The following is a 16,086-nucleotide window of genomic DNA, read 5'->3' as shown; positions in this document are numbered from 1 at the left end:
CCGGGCAGGCATCGCATGCGTCGCCGAACGCGTCGCCATCGGCGTTCGCTTGATTCGCGTTCGAAACAGTCGGGCAGTTGTCGCAGGCGTCACCGCGGCCGTCCCCATCGGTATCCTGCTGACCCGGATTCGCGATCGCCGAGCAGTTGTCGCAAGCGTCGCCGCGGCCGTCGCCGTCCGCGTCGGCCTGGTTCGCATTCGCCACCGTCGGGCAGTTGTCGACGTTCCCGCAGACGCCGTCGCCGTCGACATCATTCAGCGGGTCCGCCGGACAGGCGTCGCACAGATCGCCCAAGGAGTCGCCGTCCTGATCGGCTTGATCGGGATTCGCGACCGACGGGCAGTTGTCGCACACGTCGCCGTGCCCGTCGGCGTCAGTGTCGGCCTGGTTGGCATTCGCCACCGTCGGGCAGTTGTCGCACGCGTCGCCGCGCCCATCGGCGTCGGCGTCGGCCTGATTCGGATTCGCCACCGTCGGGCAGTTGTCCACGTTGTTCGGGATTCCATCTCCGTCGCTGTCAGTCCCACCATTCGCAGCGCTCACGGTGATGACCACGGTGTCCGGGAGGCTGTCGAGGAATCCATCGTTGACGACCAACTGGAACGTCAGCTGCGTGTCCGCCGAAAGCCCGCTCGGTGCCGTGAACGTCGGTCGGGCGGCGGTGGCGTCGGACAAGGCCACCGTAGGACCGCCGGTTTGGCTCCACTGATAATGGAGAACGTCGCCGTTCGGATCCGAGCTCGCCGTGCCGTCGAGCTGCACCGTCGCGCTCTCGGCCACCGTCTGGTCGGAGCCGGCGTTCGCAACCGGTCGCGCGTCGAGGTTGCCCATGACCTGAATCTCGGCCAGGCCGACGTTGGATGTCCCCGGGCTTACGCCGGTGATCGTGAACCGCAGGCTCGTGATGGTCTTCGGCGAGAAGTTATAGGTCGTGGCGGTGGCGTCGTTGTTGAGGGTACCGATCGCAAGGGTCGACCCGTCGCTGAACTGGATCGTTCCTGCCGTGATCTGATCCGACGAGTTCGGACGGTCGTAGAGGATGATGCTATTGACCGAGAACGCGCTGCTCCAGGCCAAGTTGAGCCACGCGCCGGCTCTCTCGCCGTTCGTCGCCCACTCGTGTGATGGGTCACCTGGGGGACCGCTGTCGCGATAGCCGTCGATGTAACCGTCGACGGCTTTGATCGCCAATTGGCCGAACTCCGGCGTTTCCGATGATGCGGTGACTGTGGCGAGCGGGGCGACGTTCGTCGGCACGTCGGGGCTGGAGGCGATGACCGTGACGTTGACCGTGTCCGGGAAACTGTTGTAGTGACCGTCGTTCACGACGAGGCTGAAGGTCAGAATCTGGTTCTGAGCGAGCCCCGTCGGCGCCGTGAAGGTCGGTTGGACCGCGGCCGGATTCGACAGAACGACCTGCGGCCCGGCGGTCTGTGTCCATGTGTACTGGAGCACGTCGTTGTTGGGGTCGTGACTGCCCGAGCCGTCCAGTTGAACGAGGACGCCTTCATTGACCGTCTGGTCCGGGCCGGCGTTTCCCACCGGAGGCAAGTTGCCACCGGGCAGGATCACATCGGGCACCTCGAGCTCGGCCAACCCGATGTTTTCCGTAGCCGGATCGACCTGCGTCACGGTGAAGCGCATCCAAGTGACCGACCGCGGAGTGAACTCGAATCCCGCGTCCCTGCCCCAGTTGTCGAGGGCGCCTATTGGGACGGACGAGCCGTCGCTGAACGTCAGTGTGCCCGCGAGGATGTAGTCGTTCGGGTTCGGGCGGTCGAACAAGATCGCCTTGCCCACCGTCACCGGGGCCGACCACGTCAACTGGATCCAGGCGCCGGCGCCTTCACCCTGAGTCGACCATTCCTTGCTGCCGTCCCCGGGATTCCCGAGGTAACCGTCGGCGACGCCGTCGACCGCTTTCACCGCCTCCTGGCCCGACGACTCCGAGGACGCGCTGACCGTCGCCAAGGGCGCGAGGTTGTCCCCGTAAACCACCTGGTTCGGCGATGTCACCGTGACGTTCACCGCGTCCGGAAGCGTCGTGAATGATCCGTCGCTCACTCTCAGCTCGAAGATCAGGGTGTCGTTCGCTGGGAGATTCGTCGGCGACGTGAACGTCGGGTGCGCCGTGGCAGCGTTGCTCAACGTCACCGGAGTGCCGGCAACCTGCGTCCACACGTAGGTCAGCGTGTTGCCGTCCAGATCGAAGCTTCCCGAGCCGTCGAGCGTCACGGAGGCGTTTTCATCCACCGTCTGATCGAAGCCTGCGTTGACGACGGGCGGTCGATTCGTCCCCTGGCCCTGCTCGACCCAGTAGAACTCATCCTTGTGTACGAACAGACCGAGGAACAATTCCGGACCATTGTGCGATCGGTGCTCCCCGAGCCCTTGGTACTTGTTGTTGCCCGGGTAGAAGCTCGACTGCAGCGCGGGCGCGACATCGAGACTCTCGCGCTGGTTCCACGTAAAACCGGGGAAACAGGTGTCCGGAAGCGCCGCGTAGTACGTCGTGGCGTCGCACGCATTCGGCCAAGACGGCACGCAGTACACCCACACCACCGTCTTTTCGATCGTCGGGTTGTACGTCGGAGAACTCGCGAACACTCCGGTCAGCGCGGACTTGAGCACCTGGTAAGACGTCGTGTGATCTGCGTGACCGTCGAACTCCGCGGTCACCAAGATGTGATCAGGCTGGAACGTCGCGATGATGTCTTGAAGATCCGCGATCATGTTCGGCTTGTTGTAGTTCGCCGGCGCTCCGAAGCGGTACGTGTGGTAATCGGTGTGACCCAACCCACGGGACGCGTAGGTCGTCGACCTTCCGGTGAACGAGCTGGTGAACGCATCGCTAGGCTGCGTGTACTGCTGATAAACGGTCTGAAGATATCCGTCCGGGTATCCGAGGAAGATAAGGTTGTTCTCTGGCACGCCGAGGTGAGCTTGCCCGGCTACCGATTCGTTCTGGCGGGTCGTGCCGATGCCCAGACCTTCGGAATCGCCATTGGTCATGAAGACCACGCGCACCGGCTCGCCGCGTTGAATGGCTTTGTAAATGACGCCGCCGGCCGTCAAGAGGTCGTCGTCAGGATGCGGAGCGATCACCAGGATGTTGGCGCGGAGAGGATCCGCGCCAAGCACCAGGCTGATCAGCAGCAGAAGGAAGGATGCCGCGACGCGCGTCACTTGCGGACGTGGCCTGCTCGACTCCCGAGGAAGAACGGCTGCGGACCAAATGAGCATGTTGTCTTATCCTCTGCACGAGATAGACGTAGACTCATCAGCGTCCCCCCCGCCGCACCAGCGCTCGACTTCTCAGACCCAATCACCCCGTGCGCGCGTAATATACCGCGATCCACCCACAATGCCGGTCGGACTTGTTCGGACTTGTTCCGTCGAGGTTACAGACTTGTCGTCTTTGACGGCGGCGTCCGACCGAACCCCGGAATTGACCTACGAACTCCGCCGCTGAGCCACGTCAGTACGTTTTGGACACCGACAGGGGCGGACCCGCTATCGTCGCGTCAGGATGTGATTTAGGACGGAGACGTAGCCTTCGCCGGTTCGATCCAGGGTGAACCGGTTCATCACGCTGGCGCGCCCGTTCGTTCCCATCCGGTTGCATTCCTCGGGGCGATCGAGCAGTTCCGACATCGCCCGGGCAAGCGCACCAGAGTCGCCAGGGGGTACCAATCGCCCGGAGTGACCGTCCTCGACCGCTTCCGGAAGACCACCTACGCGCGAGGCGACGATCGCCTTGCCGAACAACTGGAACTCCAGCGCGACGCGCCCGAAGCCCTCGTTCCGTGAAGGGATCACGCCGAAGAGTGCGCCCGCATACAGGTCCGGTAGGCTCGAAGGCTCCAGGGTGCCGAGACGGACGACCCGACCTTGAAGCCCGAGCCGTTCAATGCTGTTTCGCAGCTCGTCTTCCATGGGGCCACTCCCCACCATGAGAAGAGAGACATCCGGATACCGATCCTTGATTTCGGCGAACGCGTCGATGGCGACGTCGGGCCCCTTGTCGGGTGTGGCCCACGCGAGCGTCAGAATGTACTTGCCGTGCACACTCGCGTTCGTGCTCTTCGTTCCGTCGCTGAACGACGGGTCGACGCCGATGTGCACGACGCGCCGGAACGCCGGGAGTCGTGCGAAGGTTCGCTCCGCACTTTCCATGAGCGCCTGGGAGCACGCGATAAACCCGTTCGCGCGTTGCACGATGGTCCGGACGGCCCACCGCTTGAGCGGTGGCTCGTCACCGAGCCGATTGACGTCGCTTCCGTGAACACACACGCAGTACGGCAGATCGAACAGGAGCTCGAGTGCGGTGAAGTATGTCTCGTAGCTCGACGGGTAGTTGATGATCGTCACGTCGATCTCGTTGCGATCGATGAAACGCTTCAATTCGACCATCGTCGGAACGAAGTGGACCAAGTACGACACGAGGGCGCGAGCGCGTCCCTTCTCTACGAAACCGGAGCGCATATCGAAGGCGAAAAGCGGCACGCCTTCATCCGACCCAACCTGCTCGATTCTCGGACTTTCCCCAGGCCTCAGCACCCAGACGCGATGACCGCTGCGTACGAGGCTCTGCGCCACGCGCTCAACCGCGAGCACGACCCCACCGATCAGCGGCTTGTACCAGGGCACGACGATCAGAACGTTGATGTGTCCGCTCCTAGATGGAAGCGCGAGCTCGCGGCGGCTAGTCCAGCCCCAGTTCCTTCATCTCCTTGGGATACTTCCATCGGAATGCCTCGGGCACCGTCTCCTCGTAGCGTTCGATCGCGATCGTTTGGAACTTCCCCTCCGCCTTGCAGCTCGCGAAATGCTCCTTGTCTCGGTACCCGATGATCTGCGCGGGATTGCCCAGGACGATCGCGAGCGGGGGGACGCTCTTCGTCACGACGGCGCCCATCCCGACGATCGCGCCTTCGCCGATCTCGACCCCCGGCATGATCATGACGCCCGCTCCCGTCCAAACGAACTCGCGGATGATCACAGGCTTGAGCTCCACGACATTGTCGAACGGAATGCTCCGCGCATTCCGGTAGCGATGTTGTGTCGTGAAGATCGTGCAATCGTATCCGATGCCGGTGTTCTCACCGATGTACAACCCACCGGCAGAGTTGATGAACGATCCGCGATAGATCGAAACACGATCCTTGAGGACCACACGTCCCGGCATCGTGATCCGCACTCCCGGCTCGATGACGACGCCTTGGCCGAATTCTCTGAACTCGTCCGGGCGACGGATCGCCGCCTGCTCCTCCTGATAGCGGCCTACCAGCCACGCCGCGAATCGGTAGGGCGCGGTATTTCCGAACAGTCGCTTCGCGATCTTGCTCATGATGCGCTCCACCTACCTCGCTTTCGTCGCCACCACTCGAACGATGTCGCCCAAGAGTCGCTCCTCGCCTTCGAGCGATAACGCAAGGCGACGACCATTCGCGGCGATCGTGTTCCGCAGCGCGTCGTCCGACCATAGCCGTCGCATCGCATCCGCGAGCGCGGCAGGATCGCCGGGGGGCACCAGAACGACCTCTTCGTCGCTGAACACTCCTCGCGTCGCAGGCCCTTCCGAGACGATGACGCATTTCCCGAGTGCCATGGCGTCCAAGCACGTGCTGATGCCGGCGTTGGAGATCGTGCCGCTCTGGATCGGGACGACCACGAGTCTGGCGTTGGAGATGAACTCCAGCCACGACGACCGCTTTCCGTCGTGCACCTCGTCGCGAACGTTTGCCGGAAGCTTCAGGTCTCGCAGCGGAGTTCCGTGGTACTCGAACACGTCGTTGGATTGGTGAAGGAATACGGCCGGTAATCCCGACTCTTTGCACGCCTCCAGAAAGGTCGGCACGTCCCGAAGCGTACGCCCGCTGAAGAGAATGGTGCTCCCTTCTCGAACAGGATGCGGGGGCGAAGGAAGGGACTCCCACGTGTTGACTTTGAACGGAACGTAGACCGACCGCCGAGGGGAGATGCCGTAGTAGCGCTCGTACCCTCGGAGGTCCTTGAAATACAGGATGAAGAGGTCGACCCGCAGCAACAGTAGCTTCTTGAATACGGCTTTGATCCGTTCGCCGAACGAGCGCGGTCGCAGCAGCAACGTGTCAACGGAGACCAGCCGCACCTTCCGCCACGGCAGTAGGATGAACATCAAGCAAAGGATCATCAGGCGACCCGTATCCGTGTTCACGAGGACGAACTCTCCGCTTTGAGTCCGCCAGGCGTCGCGTACTGAGTCGAAGAATCCAGGCTCCGGTGAAAGCCGGCTGTGAACGACCTTCACGTCCGGAAACGAAAGCTTGTCCAGGCTTGCGAAGTTCGATCGGATCCGAATGACGCTCATCCCGTCGACTCGCGCTGAGCAGCGTCGGGTGACGACGCCCCGAAGCTGCGATGACTCCTCGTTGGATTCCGAAGCCACATCCTCAAGCGCTGCACGCCTCCTTGATGCCGAGCCGTTCGCCACGATAACGCAGGGACACGGCCGACTTTCTCTAGAAATCGCTCTCTCTTGCCCCTATCCTGACTCGGAAGATCATCGAGGCGTGGGGCGACGGCGTGAGAGAGCCATGACGCGTGCGTCAAGAAGTGAAGAACTGGCCGCTGCGCGGAGTCGAATTCGCCGGCGTGTGGTCCCTGACGCGGATTATCACCAAAACAGATATGCGAAAGCCCTCGACGAGTTCGTCCGACCAGGGTGTCGATGGTTGGATCTAGGTGCCGGACATCAGCTCCACGGGGGATGGGTTGGTGCGAGTGAATCCGATCTCGCCCGTCGGGCTGGGCTGCTCGTGGGGTGTGACCTGGAAGCCGACGCGTTGAAGATCAACCCGTCGCTGACCCTCGCGGTGACGGCGAACGCCAAGGCGTTGCCGTTTGCCACCGGGACCTTTGACCTCGTGAGTGCCAATATGGTGGTCGAGCACCTCGACAATCCCGATGCCGGCTTCGCTGAAATTAGGAGAATTCTCGCCCCCGGTGGCGTGTTCGTTTTCGTGACCCCGAACAAGGCCAGCATGGCCGTGGGGACGGCCTCGTTGCTACTTCCCCAGGGAGTGCGAAAGCGGATCGCGGAAGCCATCGAGGGTCGCAGCGAGGCGGATGTCTTCCCCACGTACTATCGGGCCAATACTGCGTCGGCAATCCAGCGGCTCGCTCGCGCAACGGGGTTTCGTATCCGGGTGCTGGACTTTTTCAGTACCTTCCCGATCCCGAACCAACCGCTCACGTTGCTTCGCGTCGAATGCCTCTGGATCCGGATTTTGCGTCTCGACGCGCTCAGTAGGTTTCGGTCGAACGTCGTGTGCTGCCTCGAAGCAGCTTGAACCGGATGGGCGGCTGGATCTGGCGGCGACCGTCAGTGCGCGTCGGTTCGCGTCAAGCCAGTGACCGTCGAAGGGCTTGTCGACGTTTGTGAGCCGCCGTACGCGTTGCAGGTTGGACTGAATGTGCAGCCTATGTTCTCGGTCCCGGTGACGTAGGCCCCCAAGACCGTTGAATACGAACCACCCCGTCCACCGGTGAGTGCGGGACTCCCCGCCTGCAAGCGCCAGTTCTTCGAAGCCGCGTTCACGAAATTCGGATTCGCCCATTTCGACGCGTTCTCGGTAACCGCGGGAAGGGTCGGATATTCACTCGAGAGGCGAGCGGTCCAGGCCGCGAGTGTGTTCCCGACGTTCGCGCCCGCTTCCCACCATTGCGCCGTCGATCCAGCAGGGTCGTAGTAGAGATTGTTGTTGAGGTACGTGAAGTAGCTGGAGAGCGGCGACGATCCGTGAATCGGAAACGTCAGCTGGGGGTAATTGCCCCATCGGATCCAATAGCCCCAATGGCCCATGGAAAGGTTGTTGAAGAACTCGAGGCTGGTGACGCCCGTCCAGGTCGCATCGTCGGCATGCTGAGCGACGTAGTCCCCGGTTCCGGTCGAACGAAAGAACGTGTTGTTGTAGACCTTCGTTCCCGTCGGCCCCTGCGACACCGACCCGGAGACAGGCGCACCCCAGTACCAGATCCCCATCTGCGTGCCGTTCACGACGTTCTGGTAGAACTCATTGCTGCCGCTCTTCGTCAATGTGAGGGTCGACGATGGGTTGTCATACCCCGTGCGGAAGGCCGCCGCGGTGCTCGCGTTGTCCTCGATGTAGTTGTATCGGATCTTGTCGTGACCATCCGAGTTTTTCAGGAAGATAGCCTGCGCCATGGGGACCGACGTGCCAGCCGCGAATCGAAAATCGTTGTTCTCGATGACCCAGTTGTAGGTCGCGTAGAGCGTCATGGTGCCGCTGTGTTCGAAATTGCAGGCTGATGTATGCCAGCTGTAGTCGCAGGTGCTGTCTTCGAGGAAGAGATTCTCGTAGATGTGGCCGTCGTTCGCGGTCGTGCGAGGCTCGGTGTTCGATGAGTCCCCGAGCTGCGTATAGATGTGTGCGTTGTTCGTGCAGTAGTTGTCGCCGATGGTGAGGCACTTGATCGTGCTGTGATGGAGCGCAAAACCCTGCGGAACGTTGTACCCGCCGCCGCTACAGTCGGGACTGCTACAGATGGTGATCTTGCCGTAGATGGTGAGATACGCGAACTGGAGGTAATGCGCGCCGCCTGAATAGCTTCCAGAGGTGCCGCTCCCGCCCTTGACCTGAAGCGTGCCGTTGATGTCCGTGACTGAATTCGGCTTGATGATCGCGACCTCGGATTGGTAGCCACGGATGACACAAGGTGCCGCTGCGGTGCATCCCCGATCTTGGCCGAAACCGAAACCGCCGGCCGGAGCCGTGTACGTCCCCGCCCGCAGGTTGCAATTGTCACCCGCTGACATCTGCCCAAAGCAGTATGTCGGCGTCTTGCACGGCGCGCTGATGTTGGAACAATTCCCCGTGTCCGTCCCCGACGGCGACACGTAACGGTCGGTTGCCATCGCCATCACTGGGAAGAGCCATGCGAGCGCCACGGCAGCGGCGAGGGTCAGTCGCTTCACTCGGCCCGTCGAAACGCTCACTGCCGTCCTCCCCAATCCGAAGAATTCGGCGCCCGCCCCTCTGGACGGAGGTGCCGAGCCCGAGCACTTTTTAGCAATACGCGCGCCACTTACGATACGTCTCAACCTATTCCCAGTCATCGGCTCCACCACGATGGTCTGACGACATCGTAATACTGGCTTCGATTCCGTGACAAATCCCCGTGCGGTGAAAAGTCCAGCAGACGTTGCGTTCACCCGGCCACGTGCATCGGCGGGCTCGTCATAGCGTCGTAGCTTTCGCTATCCGGTCCCTTTTTGACTCGCCATGCGGGAAAACAGGGAGCGAAGTTTCAGGATCCTCCTGTACGGACGAGCCAACGGCACTCCGCGGAACTCGTCGAGGTAGGCCGTCAGATATCTCCCGCCGAGGTGCTCGATGTGCGGTTCCGTCCCGATTTCAGGAGCCCCCCATCGCCGAATCGCGCCAGGGTCTTCTCCCGGCCGATTGCGTAGCTCGGGCTGGTCATGCGAGCTCAGCGAAGATGCTCGGTAGTACTCACGCGCCAGAACGCGGAGCCGATCGTCGTAGCCACCACCAGGCCAGCACAGATAGTTCACAGCCTTCCCGACCTGAGTCTCGATCTTGGTCTTGGAGTCCGCCAGCTCGGCAGTCTGTCGCGCAAGCCGGTCATGATCGCTTTCGAAGACATCCGAAATCCCATGCTGCCTTCTGAACTGGGTCAGGCACTCCGAGAGCTGGGCATTCCAATCAGGCGAGTCGAAGAATCGCTCGTCTCCGCGGGCGTGGACGAACTCCGCGAGCGCTTCCTGCTCCCCAGGCCCGGGGATGTACCTCCGGGCCACGATGGCTTTCGCATTCTCATAGACGGGCGAGCCCCACGGAACCACGCTACGCTCCGGATCCTCGAGGTAGAGCGACTTCTGTCGTGGAGCCACGTTCCAATCCAACCAGTAGTGACCGTCTCCGGGACGATGAAAATCGACAATCTTTGGCCCGACCGGGTACCACGTGTGGGTCGTGAGATGCGACTGCACCGACAGAGTGCCGCGTTCCGAGACTCGGCGAAGCTCCTCCCAGGACATGAAGCCCCGGTTCTGTAGCACGCTCTCGGTGGTGTGACCGGACCATACGTCGCTGAGGGTCGGTCGAACCACGTCCCGGGTGTCCACGAACTCTGTGCTGACGAAGACCGTTCCCGTACAACCGTACTTCTCGAGGAGGGGTGCGACGAACGCCCAGTTGTCGAGATATCCGTCGTCGAAGGTCAGCACGACGCTCTTGGGAGGAAGCGATGCCTGGCCTGCGACGTGCCGGTGAAGGCGCTCCAGATCGACGGTCGCGTATCCGGCGCGTGTGAGCCATTCGAGGTGGTCCGCGAAGACCTCCGTCGGCGTCGTGAGCGAACTCCATCGCCATCGCGGGATGGGCGGTCCCACGCTGTGGTACATGATCACGGGCACCGCTGATGCGCCGCTCAATCGATGCCCATCTGATTGATGACGAACCTGTGTTTGCCGACTTTCGTTCGCGGAATCGACGAGACCACCCGAGCCACGAGCTCGACCTCGTGTCCCATAAGGGAACGAAGGCTTGGAAGTAGCTCGGCGACCAGAACGCCGACCCGATCGCGGCCCGTCCCCGCGTCCACCAACTCGAGGAGCAATTGCACTTGCCCCGGAGATTCCTGCCGGAACTGATACTGACGGATCCAGTCGCGCCCGTAGAGCTGCCGCACAAAGAAAGTCGGATAGATCTTCTTGCCGTTGGGCGCCAGGAAAAAATCGCACTGCCTTCCGGCAATCCCCTCCATGAGCGGGTAGCCGCGGCCGCACGGACAATCCGCGGCGGCGGGCCGGGCAAGGTCCCCCAGGTCGTAGCGGATCAAGGGCTGCGCACGGCGATAGAGCGGCGTGATGAGGATACGACTCGCTCCGTCGCCGTCTTCGGTGGGGCCGGCGTACTCGACGCGGTTGAGATCGGAGAACACATGCAGGTTGCCGGCCTCACACTCGCAGGCCACGGCCGGTGTTTCGCGGCTGCCGTACTGGTTGAAGACCTTGCAGCCGAACGCCTCCTCGATCGTTGTCCGGAACTCGGGCAGCAGCATCTCCGCGGAACAGAAGACGCCTTTCACGCCGGAAGGGCGTTTCCGCTCCGCGAGCAACCATCGCGCGAAGTCGGCGGCAACCGAGGCATACGCGTAGATAACGGTGGGGCGGTACCGCTCCATCGTCTGCCACCAGAATGCCATGGCGCTCTCGTCGTAGGCATAGACAGGGAGGGTCACGTTTCCGGAGAGCTTGGTCTTGAGACGTTCCCGGAGGCCGCTCGAGGGTGAGAGGTTGGCTTTCCCCCCCCACAGCGAGAGGGCCGGCTCCCCGAACCTCCAGCCTGACCAGGAGAACGCCAGGGCGAGGATCGCCTCCGCGACATCGAATTGGACTTGCTCGACCAAGAAGCTCACCGGCTCCCCGGTGGACCCGCCACTCGACATCACGAGCGGGACGCCGCGCACAGGCTCGTTCGAGTACAAGTCCTCCGAGTGCGTGCGAAGGTCTTCCCGCGTTAGGATCGGCAACCGTTCCCAGTCGTCCGGGAGGACCATCGTCTCGGGGACGACGCCGTGCCGTTCGAACAGGTCTCGGTAATAGCTGATCTTCGTCGCTGCGAATGTCGCCAGATCACGGGTCCGCCGGTCCTCGAGCTCCGCCAGCTTCTGCCTCGGCCACCACTGCCGCGCCTCGAGCTCCCGGACGATCCGCACGACGCCCGGTTTACGGACCCGGAAGATCGCGGCGGATACGGTGCGCATGACCCGCGTCAACGGACTCTCCCCGCAAGCGCGCCTTCGTAGAGCTTCTCGTAACGCTCGACCGAGCTGCGGAGCGAGAACCGGTTCACGACGGTTTCCCGTGCCCGCGTTCCGAGCGACGAGCGGAGTGCGGAATCGCTCAGCAGACGACGAACCGCAGCGGCGAGAGCTGCGGGATCCCCGGGCCTGACCAGGAGTCCATTCTCGTCGGTCTTCAATACCTCCGAAATGCCTCCGACATCGGTCGAGACGACGGCGAGCCCAGAAGCCATCGCTTCCAAAATCACGACCGGAAACCCTTCCCGCGCTGATGACAGCACGAAGATGTCGGCTTCTCGGAGAAACCGTTGCGGATCGGTTCGCGCGCCGGCAAGCGTCACAAACGCTCCGAGGTTCCGTCGCGCGATCTCCGCCTCCAGCGACGCCCGGAGCTCTCCGTCACCGACGATGACCAGCTGGACGGACTCTCCGGCTTGCCTCAGGAGATCGACCGCGGCGATGAGGTTGGAATGGTCCTTCGCCTCTGTGAGTCGCCCGACGGTGATCAGCCTGCGTCCGTCCGCGTCATTGCCCACATCTGATGGTGCAGCGCCCGGGTGAAAGAGACCGACATCGACACCGTTCGGGATGACTTCGATCGACTCAGGACGAACCGACAAGTCATCGACAAAGTAGCGTTTCAAGTCTTCCGAGACGGTGACGAAGAAATCCGCGACGTGTGCCGCTCGACGAACCTCGTTCTGGAGGATTGCGGAACGAGAGATCGAGAGCTTCGCATGCTCCGTGCAGCCAATGACCGAGACGCCGGCAAGGCGGGCCGCCCGGTAGACGTCCGCGAACAGCGGAACGTGGTGCACATGGAGAACGTCGAAGCGAAGTCGCCTGAGCTTCGCGGCAAGATAGAGAGGATTCAGCCGCCTCCGGAACCCGAAGTTTCTCAGCCGATGGAACGCAACCCCCTTCTCCTCCAAGTACCTCGGCAGCACCCCGGGGCCGTCGACCATCGAAACCACGGATGCCGCGTAGGAGCGAGAATCGAGCCCCCTGCAGATCTCCGCCGCCACCGCCTCGGAACCACCGAGAATTCGGCAGTAGACGAGGTGGCCGACGCGGACCGGGCGCGCCGATGCGATCCCTGCCGCGGAAGACGGCGAGCCGCTCACTTCGGCTTCCTTTCGGCCAACGCGAGAGTGGCCGCGAACATCGATGTCGTCGACGACATGTTCTGATGCACGTTGATCCTCGGAGTAAGGGCGGGATCCGACCCCGGAGACCACCAGCCTCCTCCCGCCATGACGCTCGCACGGAAGATGCTGCCCGCGAGGGTAGCCGCCTCGAGATTGTGAAGACCGAGAGGGTAAGCGAAGAGTTCACACGGACGCCCGCTCCAGTCCTCGACCGCTGCTTTGGATGATCTCATCTCGACTTCCGCGGAGCCGAGGTCCACTCTGTCGAGCTTCGCGTGTGTCGCGGTGTGCGCGCCGAATTCCATCCCTTCGGTGGCGAGCATCTTGACATCCTTGGGGCCGAGAAACTCGCCGTGGGAGTTCGAACCGGCGGCTACCCATTCCTTGACGAGGAAGATCGTGGCGCGAACGCCGTGATCTCGCAGCACCGGCCACGCGTGCACGAGATTGTCGCGCCAGCCATCGTCGAACGTCAGGACCACCGCGGGCGACGCATCGAGGTCCGGCGGGTGAGCGATGACTTCGCCAAGGGTCCGGATCGGCCACCGCTCCTTGACCCATGCGACCTGTCGCGCAAACGTCGATGCCCGAACATACATTCCGGGCAGGACGCCCGCGGCCGATTCCTGATCGGAGAGCACGCGGTGGTACATGAGGATGGCGACCTGGCCACGGCGTCGATTCAACTCACGCGTCGTCCACCCTCCCGCGAAGAGGGCCTCAGCGCGAGCGCGGTGAAATGTGAGCGCCGCCAGATCTCGTAGCTCGCTCAACATGACTGTGTGACCTCGTCGAGCACTTCCGCGAGTTTCGCGGTCAATCGGCTTCGGTCGAAATCACGCACGAACGCAGCCGTGATCTTGGGCGCGGCGTCCTCGCTCTCCGCGCGGGCCTTCACGATCGCGGCCTTCACATCGGCGACATTTCGGGAGGTGACGACGTACGGATCCGCCGCGTACTCTCGAACGATGTCTGCATTGTCACCCGGCGGACACTCGGCGAGAATCGGCAGGCCGGTCGCCAAGTACTCATAGGTCTTCGCCGCAACCGCCGTGTACTCCCGGACCTTTTCTTCCCACCCTTGCTTGAGATAGAGGAGTGACGCGGTCTTCATGAGCTCGAGCGCCTCTTCCCTCGGCAGGTTCCCAGCATTCTTGACCGTCACGTTGGACAGGTGTTTCGTCTCGAAGGGCGCTCCGACCTGAACGAATTCTATTGTGGGGTCGTCCAGCTGGGCGAGCGCTTCGAGCAGGGTGTCTGGTCCGCGGGAACCGTAGAACGTCCCGACGTGCATGATCACGAAGGGATCTCGACCGGAGCGACTGCGCTTGGGCGCCACGTCGAGGCGGTCATAGCCGTTGGGAATCGCTACCACCTTTTGCCCCCACTCCGGGTAACGCCGTCGGTACAACGATTCCGCGCCGCGGGTGTTCACCACGAGCCGGTCACATGCGGAAACCGCGAAGCGCTCGAGGCGTCGGATCATCGATTCACGGGGGGCAATATCGTTACTGTTGGGGTTGAGATACCACGTGTCGCGGAAGTCGAGAACGAGCGGTTTGCCCGTAAGCCTCTTGATCAACGCGCCACTGACCGCCGAGCTGAAAGGCGAACAACTCGCGTACACGGCGTCACATTCTCTCGCCAGTCTCAATCCTCGTGCGGTTGACCACCATGCGATCTGCGGATCGGGCATGCACAGCATCTGCCTGTAGTAATTTCGGGTCAGATCGACACCGGCAACCTTGAGCAGACGACGGGTGGCGCCGTGGAGAACGTCGACCGTCCGGGAGAGATTCCACTCCGGTGTCCGGACGATCGTCAGGCCCTCGGGCACCACCTCGCCCGTCTCCGTCCATGAGTCTTTGGAGTCTTCGACCGTCAGGATCGTCGGACTCCACCCCATCTCGGCGAGACGCAAGGAGAAGTGAAGGCTTCGGCTACTGCCCGAGGCGCGCAGCGGCGGGAAGTAGTAACAGATCATCATGACCCGCTTCGCGGGCTTCCCGCTTCCACGCGCACCTGCGACTTCAATGTCGGCTGATCGCATGTCGCAACGAGCCCTAGGCGGATGCCCGCGCATTCGCGGCTTCGACGAAGGCGGAACAGATCCTCTGCAGGTCTTGCTCTCGGAGCCCCGGGTAGACGGGAAGCGTCAGAAGTCGATCGGCGAGCGTTCGTGCCCCCGGCGCTCGTTCAGCGGGATTCGCCAGGTGTGGCGCGATCGCGGGGATGTCGAGAATCGTGCCGGGGTACATCGGACTCGCCGACACACCGAGCCGTCGGAGCTCTTTGATGACGCGGTCACGCTCCAGCCTCGATGGCGCGAGTACGGGACAACGGATGGGGCCCTCACCCAGCGCCGGCGCGGGAAGGCGCCATCCTTGGCACGACGACGCGGCCTGCCCGATTCGGGCAGCGGCTCGGCTCCTCGCCTGCGACAATTCTCCCAAGCTCGCCAGGAGATCCGTGCCAAGCGCCCCTTGCCAGTCATGGAACTTCCTCGTGCGATCGAACCCGGGATCGTACTCGGTCGTACCGATGCCGAGCCACGGGATCGCCGAGGGAATCCGATACCACAATGGTCGCGCCATGATGTCGGTGGCAACGAGCTCGGCCGCCCGAATCCACCCACCGGGCCGGGTCGTGCTCGCACTCGGTATCGACGTGCCACGGCGAAGGATCGCCCCACCGCCCCCAAGCGGCAAAGGCTTTCCCCTCGCGAACGAAAGCACCGTTGCGTGGGCCCCGGTATTGATGCGTTCGGGCCACGCCTGGGCGGCATCTTCGATGACGGCCACGTTTCCGCCGAAGCGATCGACGACTCGCTGCATATCGCACGAGCGTGCGAACAGATGCGCTCCGACCACCGCCACGAGACCTTCTGAATTCACGCGATCGAGAGACGCCTGGTCGAAGTCCAGAGAGTCCGGGTCAACGTCCACCGTCCGGACCCTCAAGCCTGCGCTCACAACCGCCGCGGGGACGCTCCAGCACGTGTAGGCCGGAACCAGGACGTCTCCCGCGCGGCCGCGAACGACGTCCCGCAGAACGCTCGCGAGAGCAGCCTTCCCGCTCCCGTGGAGCGAGACATGCGATGCA

The 16,086-nt window shown here is 62.8% G+C and carries 11 protein-coding genes and 2 pseudogenes; 1 reads left to right on the top strand and 12 read right to left on the bottom strand.

From position 1 onward, the window contains the following. From VFV19_11280 to VFV19_11255, 6 genes and pseudogenes are all read right to left on the bottom strand, one after another. The coding region (locus VFV19_11280; GenBank protein HEX4824885.1) for a thrombospondin type 3 repeat-containing protein at nt 1-403 on the bottom strand (403 nt) is incomplete at its 3' end. A 6-nt stretch (nt 404-409) separates the two neighbouring features. After that, nucleotides 410-523 (bottom strand): annotated as a pseudogene (locus VFV19_11275) (thrombospondin type 3 repeat-containing protein). 232 nt (nt 524-755) lie between these two features. Further along, a pseudogene (locus VFV19_11270) lies at nt 756-3,244 on the bottom strand (PIG-L family deacetylase). 270 nt (nt 3,245-3,514) lie between these two features. Next, a complete protein-coding gene (locus VFV19_11265; protein ID HEX4824884.1) occupies nt 3,515-4,651 on the bottom strand; it encodes a glycosyltransferase family 4 protein in 1,137 nt (378 codons plus the stop codon). A 55-nt stretch (nt 4,652-4,706) separates the two neighbouring features. Further along, nucleotides 4,707-5,351: an acyltransferase gene (locus tag VFV19_11260; GenBank protein ID HEX4824883.1), complete on the bottom strand. Its 645-nt coding sequence runs from the start codon at nt 5,349-5,351 to the stop codon at nt 4,707-4,709. Between the two features lie 12 nt (nt 5,352-5,363). Next, the gene (locus VFV19_11255; protein ID HEX4824882.1) at nt 5,364-6,353 is read right to left on the bottom strand and encodes a glycosyltransferase; all 990 of its coding nucleotides are present in this window, start codon (nt 6,351-6,353) and stop codon (nt 5,364-5,366) included. Between VFV19_11255 and VFV19_11250 the strand changes: the two genes are divergently transcribed. Beyond that, nucleotides 6,343-7,335 (top strand): class I SAM-dependent methyltransferase, encoded by a 993-nt coding sequence (locus VFV19_11250; GenBank protein ID HEX4824881.1) that lies wholly within the window; start codon nt 6,343-6,345, stop codon nt 7,333-7,335. The two genes, VFV19_11255 and VFV19_11250, sit on opposite strands and share 11 nt — an antisense overlap. Before the next feature lie 32 nt (nt 7,336-7,367). Here the strand turns inward: VFV19_11250 and VFV19_11245 are convergent, their stop codons facing one another. The 6 genes from VFV19_11245 to VFV19_11220 form a co-directional block, all read right to left on the bottom strand. After that, nucleotides 7,368-9,002 (bottom strand): hypothetical protein, encoded by a 1,635-nt coding sequence (locus VFV19_11245; GenBank protein HEX4824880.1) that lies wholly within the window; start codon nt 9,000-9,002, stop codon nt 7,368-7,370. A gap of 261 nt (nt 9,003-9,263) precedes the next feature. After that, on the bottom strand, nt 9,264-10,421 hold the full coding sequence (locus VFV19_11240) for a polysaccharide deacetylase family protein (GenBank protein HEX4824879.1): 1,158 nt from the start codon (nt 10,419-10,421) through the stop codon (nt 9,264-9,266). A gap of 38 nt (nt 10,422-10,459) precedes the next feature. Beyond that, complete coding sequence (locus VFV19_11235; GenBank protein HEX4824878.1) at nt 10,460-11,809, bottom strand: AMP-binding protein; 1,350 nt, start codon at nt 11,807-11,809, stop codon at nt 10,460-10,462. Further along, complete coding sequence (locus tag VFV19_11230; GenBank protein ID HEX4824877.1) at nt 11,806-12,960, bottom strand: glycosyltransferase; 1,155 nt, start codon at nt 12,958-12,960, stop codon at nt 11,806-11,808. The genes VFV19_11235 and VFV19_11230 overlap by 4 nt, the downstream gene beginning before the upstream one ends. Further along, the gene (locus tag VFV19_11225) at nt 12,957-13,670 is read right to left on the bottom strand and encodes a polysaccharide deacetylase family protein (GenBank protein ID HEX4824876.1); all 714 of its coding nucleotides are present in this window, start codon (nt 13,668-13,670) and stop codon (nt 12,957-12,959) included. The genes VFV19_11230 and VFV19_11225 overlap by 4 nt, the downstream gene beginning before the upstream one ends. An 83-nt stretch (nt 13,671-13,753) precedes the next feature. Further along, nucleotides 13,754-14,971, bottom strand: a complete 1,218-nt coding sequence (locus tag VFV19_11220; protein HEX4824875.1) for a glycosyltransferase family 4 protein — start codon at nt 14,969-14,971, stop codon at nt 13,754-13,756. Nucleotides 14,972-16,086 lie beyond the last annotated feature (1,115 nt).

The organism is Candidatus Polarisedimenticolaceae bacterium (assembly GCA_036275915.1).
In the GTDB taxonomy this organism is placed as follows: Bacteria; Acidobacteriota; Polarisedimenticolia; order Polarisedimenticolales; family DASRJG01; genus DASRJG01.
Note: the sequence above shows the minus strand (reverse complement) of the source record. Positions and strands in the feature narration are given on the sequence as shown.

What these genes read in the sequence shown, in the direction of transcription:
- VFV19_11220 (HEX4824875.1), bottom strand. Translation starts at nt 14,971, where the DNA reads ATGATGATCTGTTACTACTTCCCGCCGCTGCGCGCCTCGGGCAGTAGC.
- VFV19_11255 (HEX4824882.1), bottom strand. Translation starts at nt 6,353, where the DNA reads ATGAGCGTCATTCGGATCCGATCGAACTTCGCAAGCCTGGACAAGCTT.
- VFV19_11250 (HEX4824881.1), top strand. Translation starts at nt 6,343, where the DNA reads ATGACGCTCATCCCGTCGACTCGCGCTGAGCAGCGTCGGGTGACGACG.
- VFV19_11260 (HEX4824883.1), bottom strand. Translation starts at nt 5,351, where the DNA reads ATGAGCAAGATCGCGAAGCGACTGTTCGGAAATACCGCGCCCTACCGA.